This window comes from Vibrio sp. 970, from assembly GCF_033339075.1.
Genome location: NZ_JAWOTW010000161.1, coordinates 1 through 864 on the forward strand (window position 1 = coordinate 1; position 864 = coordinate 864).

At 45.7% G+C, this 864-nt stretch carries 2 protein-coding genes; one reads left to right on the plus strand and one right to left on the minus strand.

What is annotated here, in order from left to right; genetic code table 11:
* Positions 1-71: 71 nt before the first annotated feature.
* On the plus strand, positions 72-383 hold the full coding sequence (locus R7Q11_RS25405) for a DUF6482 family protein (protein WP_140085759.1): 312 nt from the start codon (positions 72-74) through the stop codon (positions 381-383).
* A 14-nt stretch (positions 384-397) separates the two neighbouring features.
* Here R7Q11_RS25405 and mutH read toward each other — a convergent pair.
* A partial coding sequence (mutH, locus tag R7Q11_RS25410; RefSeq protein ID WP_225466905.1) for a DNA mismatch repair endonuclease MutH occupies positions 398-864 on the minus strand: 467 nt, incomplete at its 5' end.

The window sequence follows — 864 nt, forward strand, 5'->3', positions numbered from 1 at the left end:
AAGCGCAAGTGTGGCTCGAAAGGTATTCATCCCCCAACTACACTAAAAAGATCTTGTGAAGGAGGTGCACTATGCAGAAGCATCAACTGGACATGTGGCTACATGGTCAACATAAAGACACCTATACGTTACCCAAAGTATTTGTCATTGGGTGTTCCGATATCTCTGACTATTTGCTAGCTGTGGAATATAAGCACCAGCTAGAGCCGATTAAAGATGGAGAGGAACCGCTTCATTTTGGTTCCTTAGATTTGGTGAAAGAAGAGCTGCTCAGGTTAGGTATCGACAAAGCTTATTTGCGGTTACACAACGCTTACGATGAGTGCGGTAGTGAGGGTACTGCCTCCTACTGCGATATCGAATTATCGTTGGTTACCCATTAGAGTGAACAGATGAGTTACTCAGATTGCACATTGATATAGTGCTTCAGTAAGATCTGTTCGGTGAATTGTGTTCGCAGGTAAAAGCCTCGTGGTAGCGTCTTCATTGGTTTCCCGTTGGAGCTATAGGCTTCAGTTAGTGCTTTGGCATTAGCGGCCTTTGGGCGCAAGTGAAGCGCTTCGCCATGTCTGGCTGAAATTTGATCAAATTTGCCAAAGACGATCATTTCCATCAGTTCTTCCCAGTCATTTCGTAAGATCTGCTCTTCTTCTTTATCTGGCGACCAAATAAGAGGTGTCCCTACACGACGCTCGGCAAGGGGGATTTCTCGTTCACCTTCCACAGGTACCCACAATACACGCGAGAGCTTATTGCGCACATGGCTGGTTTCCCATGTCAGTCCTTGAACACCAGTTAAGGGTGCAACGCATACAAATGTAGTTTCTAACGGTCGTCCGTTGTAGCCAATTGGAATGCTCTTTA